Here is a 6,087-nt window from a genome sequence, read left to right on the forward strand (position 1 = left end):
AGGGCGCCACGCTCGATGGCAGATCCATGCCACCGGCGAGGCCGCAGGCCGCGACCGCCCCGCCATAGGAGGTCATTGACAGCACGTTGGCCAATATGTGGCTGCCGACCGAATCGATACCACCGGCCCAGCGCTCCTTGGCCAGCGGCTTGGCGGGCTGGTTGAGCTCGTCGCGCGATATCACTTCGGCCGCGCCAAGATTGATCAGGTAAGGGCTTTCGGCATTGCGGCCGGTCGAGGCGACGACATGGTAGCCGAGGCTGGACAGGATGGAGACCGCGACCGAACCGACGCCGCCGGCAGCGCCCGTCACCACGACAGGGCCGCGATCAGGCAGGATGCCGTGCCGCTCCAATGCCATGACGCAGAGCATGGCCGTGTAGCCGGCGGTGCCGACAGCCATGGCATCATGCGCGCTCATGCCCTCCGGCAACGGCACCAGCCAGTCGCCCTTCACGCGGGCGCGCCCGGCATAGGCGCCGAAATGGGTTTCGCCAACGCCCCAGCCGTTCAGGATGACCTTGTCACCCTTGCGCCAGTCGGGATTGGAAGAGGAGATGACAGTGCCGGCAAGGTCGATGCCCGGCACCAGCGGCCATCGGCGGATCACCGGCGCCTTGCCCGATATGGCCAGTCCATCCTTGTAGTTCACCGTCGTCGCCTCGACCGCGATGGTGACGTCGCCCTCCATCAGATCGGCGTCGGTGAGATCAGTCACGGCGACCGACTGTTTTTTCTCGGCGTCGCGCGAAACGAGGATGGCTTTGAAGGTTTCGGTCATCTTTCTCTCCGCGAACTTGCTTGGCGTCTGACTGTGCGGCGATGGCCGCGCGGGGTCAATCTTTGGAAGGCTTGGCGTTCGAAGGTTTGGGTTCACGCCGCCAGCCGATGAGTTCGTCGAACACGACCAGTGCCGCACCCACGGAAATGAAGGCGTCCGCAAGGTTGAAGACGGCGAAGGACCAGACCGGCGTGTGGAACAGGATGTAATCGATGACATGGCCGTAGACGGCACGGTCGATCAGATTGCCCAGCGCGCCGCCGATGATCAGCGCAAAGCCGATGCGGGCGATGACATGGCCCGATGGCGTGCGCGTGGCGAGGTAAAGCACGAAAGCGACGACCAGCACGGCGATGACCACGAGGCCGGTATCGCCGAAGGAGGAAAACATCGAGAAGGCGATGCCGGTGTTGTAGGTGCGAAACAGCGCCAGGAAGGGCAGGAGGTCGAGCTTCTCCTGGAAGGGCAGGCCAGCCTCGACCAGCGTCTTTATCCATTGGTCGAGCGCGATGGCCACGATGACGAGCAGCGCGTAGGGAGACCATGATTTCACGATTGGACAACCTTCATTGCTGGTCCGGAATTGGTTCGAGTTTCAGCGCGCCGCGCCTGATCTCGAACAGCATGATGCCGGTGGCGACCGCGAGATTGAGCGAATCGGCACGGCCCGCCTGCGGAATCCTGAGCAGCCTGTCGCAGCTCGCCGCCAGGCTTTCGGGCAGTCCCTGCTGCTCGTTGCCCATCATCAGCAGCACCGGCCCGCGGGAAAAATCAACCGAGCGGTAGTCGACCGCGCCTTTCAGATGGGTGCCGGCGACGAGACCTGAAAAGCCGCCGCGCCAGGCAAGGAATGCCTCGGTCGTTGCCTTCGCCACTGGCACGGCGAAAATGGAACCCATGGTGGCGCGCACCGTTTCCACCGAAAACGGATCGGTGGTGTCGCCGACCAGAATGACGCCCTTGGCGCCGACGGCATCGACGGTGCGGATGACGGTGCCGAGATTGCCGGGATCGCGCACCCGGTCGAGTGCGACCCAGACATCGCCATTGTCGGCACGGATGTCCTTGAGGGCCAGGAATTTCTGCGAGAAGACGCCGACCACCATTTGCGGATTGTCGCGGCGGGTGATGGCGACAAGCACTTTTTCCGATACTTCGAGCACGGTGCCGCCGGCGGCAACCGTGCGCGCCGCGACCTTTTCCACGGCCGCGTTGCCGCGTCCGGCCTTGGCAAAAACAAGCGTCCTGATCTGCCAGCCCAAGTCGAGCGCATCGATGACCAGCTTCAGCCCTTCGGCCATGAAGGCGTTCTGCTGGTCGCGGAATTTCTTCAAGGCGAGAGCCTTGATGTCCTTGACCAACGGATTGGCAAGACTGGTGACTTCCTTCACCTGGCCGGGTGCGCCGGCGTGCCGTTCGTTCATGTCAGGCCACCCAGCGCGAAAACAGTGAAGTCGAAAGCGCCCGGCCGGCGGACTTTTCACGGATGATCAGCTCGCCCGATTCAACCTTGCCGCCCATGCCGGCGAAGGTGTCGCGCATCAGAGCGTGGATGGCGAAGAAGGAGGCACGGATCGAATAGGCGGTCAGCACCACGGCGAGCGGTTTTGGGGTCAGGATGGAGCGACAGAGGTCCGTCAAATCAGGCAGGTCCTCGAACAATTGCCAGACCTCGCCCTTGGGGCCGCGGCCATAGGCCGGCGGATCGAACAGGATGATGTCGTAACGGCTGCCGCGACGCTCCTCGCGCTCGGCGAACTTCACTGCGTCATCGACGATCCAGCGGATCGGCTTGGCGCCAAGACCGGCCATCTCCTGGTTTTCGCGCGCCCAGCCGATCGCCTTCTTCGAGGCGTCGACATGGGTGACCTCGGCGCCCGCGCGCGCCGCCACCAGCGAGGCAAGGCCGGTATAACCGAACAGGTTGAGCACCTTGACGGGGCGCCTGGCTGCCGCGATCAGCCCTGCCATATGGTCCCAGTGCGAGGCCTGCTCGGGAAAGACGCCTACATGGCGAAACGAGGTAAAACGGCCGAGATAGTCGATGCCGTCATGCTTCATCGGCCAGGTTTCGCCGAGCGGTGTCCTGGGAAAACGCCAGCGGCCGATACCTTCCTCGTCGGTGTCGCCGGTGAAGATGGCGTCGGCGCGCTCCCAGTCCCTTGCCGGCAGAGCCTTCTGCCAGATCGCCTGGCCCTCGGGCCGCACGATGCGGTAGGGGCCGTATTGTTCGAGTTTTTGTCCCGCGCCGCTGTCGAGCAACGCATAATCGGCATTCGGCGCCACTTCGAGAACCAACGGCAAATGTTCTGCGGGCAGGGCGCCTTCGCGACGGGCGAGGTTGCGCGGCGCGGATTTCGGCGCGGGCTGGCTGTCCGCTTTCACATTGTGCTGTTCGCGCGGCCTGGCATCTGGCTTGACCGCGGAACGATTCTCGGGCGGGCGCGGCTGTCCGGCCCCGCTCTTCGCTGGGTGTGGGCGGCCGTCGCGGCGTTTGTCGCGAAAAGACTTCAAGAGGCAGCTTCTCCGGCGGTTCGGCCCGCTTCTGCCACAGCTATGCCCTCCGGCGCAACAAACCCGCGCGACATTGCGATTGCCGATGGCTCAGCCGCGCCCGATCGAAAGCAGGGCGACAACCAACGAAACGAAGCCGGCAGCCTTGGCGGCCGTGACAGCCATGTGGCCGGTCTCCCAGCGCAGCCGCATGGCTTCGAAATCGTCCGGAATCGGGCCTGGCATCCAGGTGGCGAGAACATTGTTGGCCGGTTTGACGAGAACGAACCAAAGCACCAGGGATAGCGCATAGAGCAAGGTGGCGGCGAGTGCGAACCAGAACGCCGGCCGATCCTCGCGCAACAGCCATGCCAGCAGTCCCGGGCAGGCGACCGCGGCGACATCCAGCGGCGCGCCAATGATTGCGAAGAGCAGGAACTGGCCGTTGAAAACGGTGGCCTCGCGCCAAAGCGCCGGGGACCATCGGATGAGCCGGGGCACCGATTCCAGGACATGAGCGAAGGACGGTCCGAGGCTGAGCGCAGCGATCGTGGCGGTCAAGACAGACCAGAATAGCAGGAGGCCGTATATTCGCATGACGCAACAACGGTTCCGAACCGAAGCCGTTCCGAACAGGCGCGCCACTTGCCGTTGCCGCAGCCTTGACCCTATCGTCTACCACTCCCGGATAATCATCCATGTCCCGCTCCGAATGCCTGCTCGACCTCATCCAGTTGCTGCGCCGGCTCCACCGGCCGGTCAGAGGGCAAGCATTGGCCGATGGAGAACAGGCCAATGGGGAACAGAAATGAGCGCGTATTGGATCGCGGTGGCGTCGGCGCAGCATGTCCGGCGCGGCCGGCAGGGCGGCTTCATGCAGGTTAACCACGGCAAGGCTGCACCTCTGCGCCGCGTCAGGCCCGGCGACGGCATCGTCTATTACTCGCCAACCACCGTTTCGGGGGAGAAAGACGGTCTGCAGGCGTTCACGGCGATCGGCACGGTGCGGGAAGGAGAACCTTATCAAGGCGAGATGGGCGGCGGCTTCACGCCGTTCCGCCGTGATGTCGGCTGGGCGCAGGCCGGGGAAACGCCGATCAAGCCATTGCTTGAGAGGCTGGAATTCACCGCAGGCAAATCGAACTGGGGTTACCAGCTGCGCTTTGGCCTGTTTCCGATCAGCGCGGCCGATTTCGCCCTGATCGCACGGGCAATGGGCGCCAAACTGGCTTCGACTAGCCCCTGAGTGCCTTGTAGACGGCAATGCCGGCGGCAAGATCCTCGAGTGCTGCGCCAACCGATTTGAAAAGCGTAATCTCGTCGGGGCTGCCGCGGCCTTGCTTCTGGCCGCGCGCCAGTTCGTGCAGGTCGGCGACGATGGCTTCCGGCTTCAGCACGCCGGAGGCCAGTGGCTGGACGATGTCGCCGGCCTCCTTGGTGGCGCCGGCGCGGGTGTCGACATAGACGCGGGCGCGCATGATCGCGTCGTCATCGCTTTCGCGCATCGTCGGGGTGAAGCCGCCAACCAGATCGACATGGGTTCCCGGCCGCAGCAGCGTACCCTTGACCAGCGGCTTGGTGGTGATTGTCGCCGAGGAGACGATGTCGGCCTGGCCAAGCTCGGCATCGAGATCGGTCGCGGCGCTGGCCGCGAAGCCCTCGGCGCACAGATCGGCCGCGACTTTCTCGGCGTTGGCCGGGGTACGGTTCCAGATGCGGATTGTCTTGATTGGCCGCACGGCGCTGTGCGCCTTGGCGAGGAAGGGTGAGAGCGCGCCGGCGCCGACCACCAGCAGCCGCGAGGCGTCGTCGCGGGCGAGATAGGACGCCGCGAGCGCCGAGGCGCAGGCCGTTCGCCACTGCGTCAGCCGCTGGCCGTCGATCAGGGCTTCCGGTTCGCCGGTGCCGCCATCGAGCAGGAGATAGAGCCCCATCACGGCTGGCTTGCCGATGGCGTTGTTGTCGGGCGAGACGGTGACGATCTTGACGCCGATATGGCCGCCGGCCGAACCGCCGGCGGCGTGAAAATCGGTCCAGGCCGGCATCAGAAGCAGGGTCGACGCCGCGCCATCAGGCCTTTCCACCGCGTGATGATGCCTGACCGGCTGCACCGCGCCCTCGCGAAAAGCAGTGCGCAGCGTCTCGACCAGTCCAGGAAAGGTCAGCGCACGATCGACCTCCGCGGCCGAAATGGTCAGCATGAAAAGCTCCGTGAAAAGAAATGCGCCGGCCTGCGGTTCAAGTGGTCGGCTTCGGCAATGCCGGTCCTTGGGCCGGTCCTTGGGCCGACCCTTGGACCGACCCTTGGACTGGCCCCTGGGGCACTGAGGGCGCGCGGCTGACCGCCTGGCGCAGGTTTTCCGCCTCGGCGCCGCGCTGGCGCGCCAGCTTGCGGTAGCGGCCTTGCTTTACCCAGGTCGCCAGGCTGCCGACGATCATGCCGATGGCGAGCGCCAGGAACAGGAAGATGAACAGCGGCAAGGTCAGCGTCAGCTTGGGATTGCCGGGATTGAATGGATCCAGCGTGAAGGCGACGAGTTCGCGGTTTGCAACGGCCAAGGCGATCAGGATGATCGCCAGGGGCACGAAGACCACGATGAGCATGAAGCGATTGAGCATAATGTTTTCCGTTGCAAGCGGCCGGACAAGGCAGTCCGGCTACTTGCCGCCGTTCAGCCTTTCACGCAGTTCCTTGCCGGTCTTGAAGAACGGCACCCATTTCTCCTCGACCTCGACGGACTCGCCGGTGCGCGGGTTGCGGCCGGTGCGGGCGGGTCGATTCTTCCCCGGAAAAGCGCCGAAGCCGCGCAATT

The 6,087-nt window shown here is 64.7% G+C and carries 9 protein-coding genes; 1 reads left to right on the top strand and 8 read right to left on the bottom strand.

The window, feature by feature from the left end; genetic code table 11:
• The 5 genes from EOA36_RS24245 to EOA36_RS24265 all read right to left on the bottom strand — a co-directional run.
• Nucleotides 1–781 (bottom strand): MDR family oxidoreductase (locus EOA36_RS24245; RefSeq protein ID WP_145969284.1); only part of this gene is annotated, 781 nt, incomplete at its 3' end.
• Nucleotides 782–836: 55 nt separating this feature from the next.
• On the bottom strand, nt 837–1,334 hold the full coding sequence (lspA, locus tag EOA36_RS24250; RefSeq protein ID WP_127279743.1) for a signal peptidase II: 498 nt from the start codon (nt 1,332–1,334) through the stop codon (nt 837–839).
• A 13-nt stretch (nt 1,335–1,347) separates the two neighbouring features.
• A complete protein-coding gene (locus EOA36_RS24255) occupies nt 1,348–2,205 on the bottom strand; it encodes an RNA methyltransferase (protein WP_127279744.1) in 858 nt (285 codons plus the stop codon).
• Between the two features lies 1 nt (nt 2,206).
• Nucleotides 2,207–3,295, bottom strand: a complete 1,089-nt coding sequence (locus tag EOA36_RS24260; protein WP_127279745.1) for a class I SAM-dependent rRNA methyltransferase — start codon at nt 3,293–3,295, stop codon at nt 2,207–2,209.
• A 90-nt stretch (nt 3,296–3,385) separates the two neighbouring features.
• Nucleotides 3,386–3,871, bottom strand: a complete 486-nt coding sequence (locus EOA36_RS24265) for a DUF1772 domain-containing protein (RefSeq protein ID WP_127279746.1) — start codon at nt 3,869–3,871, stop codon at nt 3,386–3,388.
• Between the two features lie 211 nt (nt 3,872–4,082).
• Between EOA36_RS24265 and EOA36_RS24275 the strand changes: the two genes are divergently transcribed.
• Nucleotides 4,083–4,520, top strand: a complete 438-nt coding sequence (locus EOA36_RS24275) for an EVE domain-containing protein (protein ID WP_127279747.1) — start codon at nt 4,083–4,085, stop codon at nt 4,518–4,520.
• Here EOA36_RS24275 and EOA36_RS24280 read toward each other — a convergent pair.
• The 3 genes from EOA36_RS24280 to EOA36_RS24290 form a co-directional block, all read right to left on the bottom strand.
• Entirely contained in the window at nt 4,510–5,475 is a 966-nt protein-coding gene (locus EOA36_RS24280) for an ornithine cyclodeaminase family protein (protein WP_127279748.1), read from the bottom strand. The two genes, EOA36_RS24275 and EOA36_RS24280, sit on opposite strands and share 11 nt — an antisense overlap.
• 37 nt (nt 5,476–5,512) lie before the next feature.
• Nucleotides 5,513–5,893, bottom strand: coding sequence for a LapA family protein (locus EOA36_RS24285; protein WP_127279749.1), 381 nt, complete (start codon nt 5,891–5,893; stop codon nt 5,513–5,515).
• 39 nt (nt 5,894–5,932) lie between these two features.
• A partial coding sequence (locus tag EOA36_RS24290) for an HU family DNA-binding protein (RefSeq protein ID WP_189553335.1) occupies nt 5,933–6,087 on the bottom strand: 155 nt, incomplete at its 5' end.

The organism is Mesorhizobium sp. M8A.F.Ca.ET.021.01.1.1 (genome assembly GCF_003998025.1).
Lineage (GTDB): Bacteria > Pseudomonadota > Alphaproteobacteria > Rhizobiales > Rhizobiaceae > Mesorhizobium.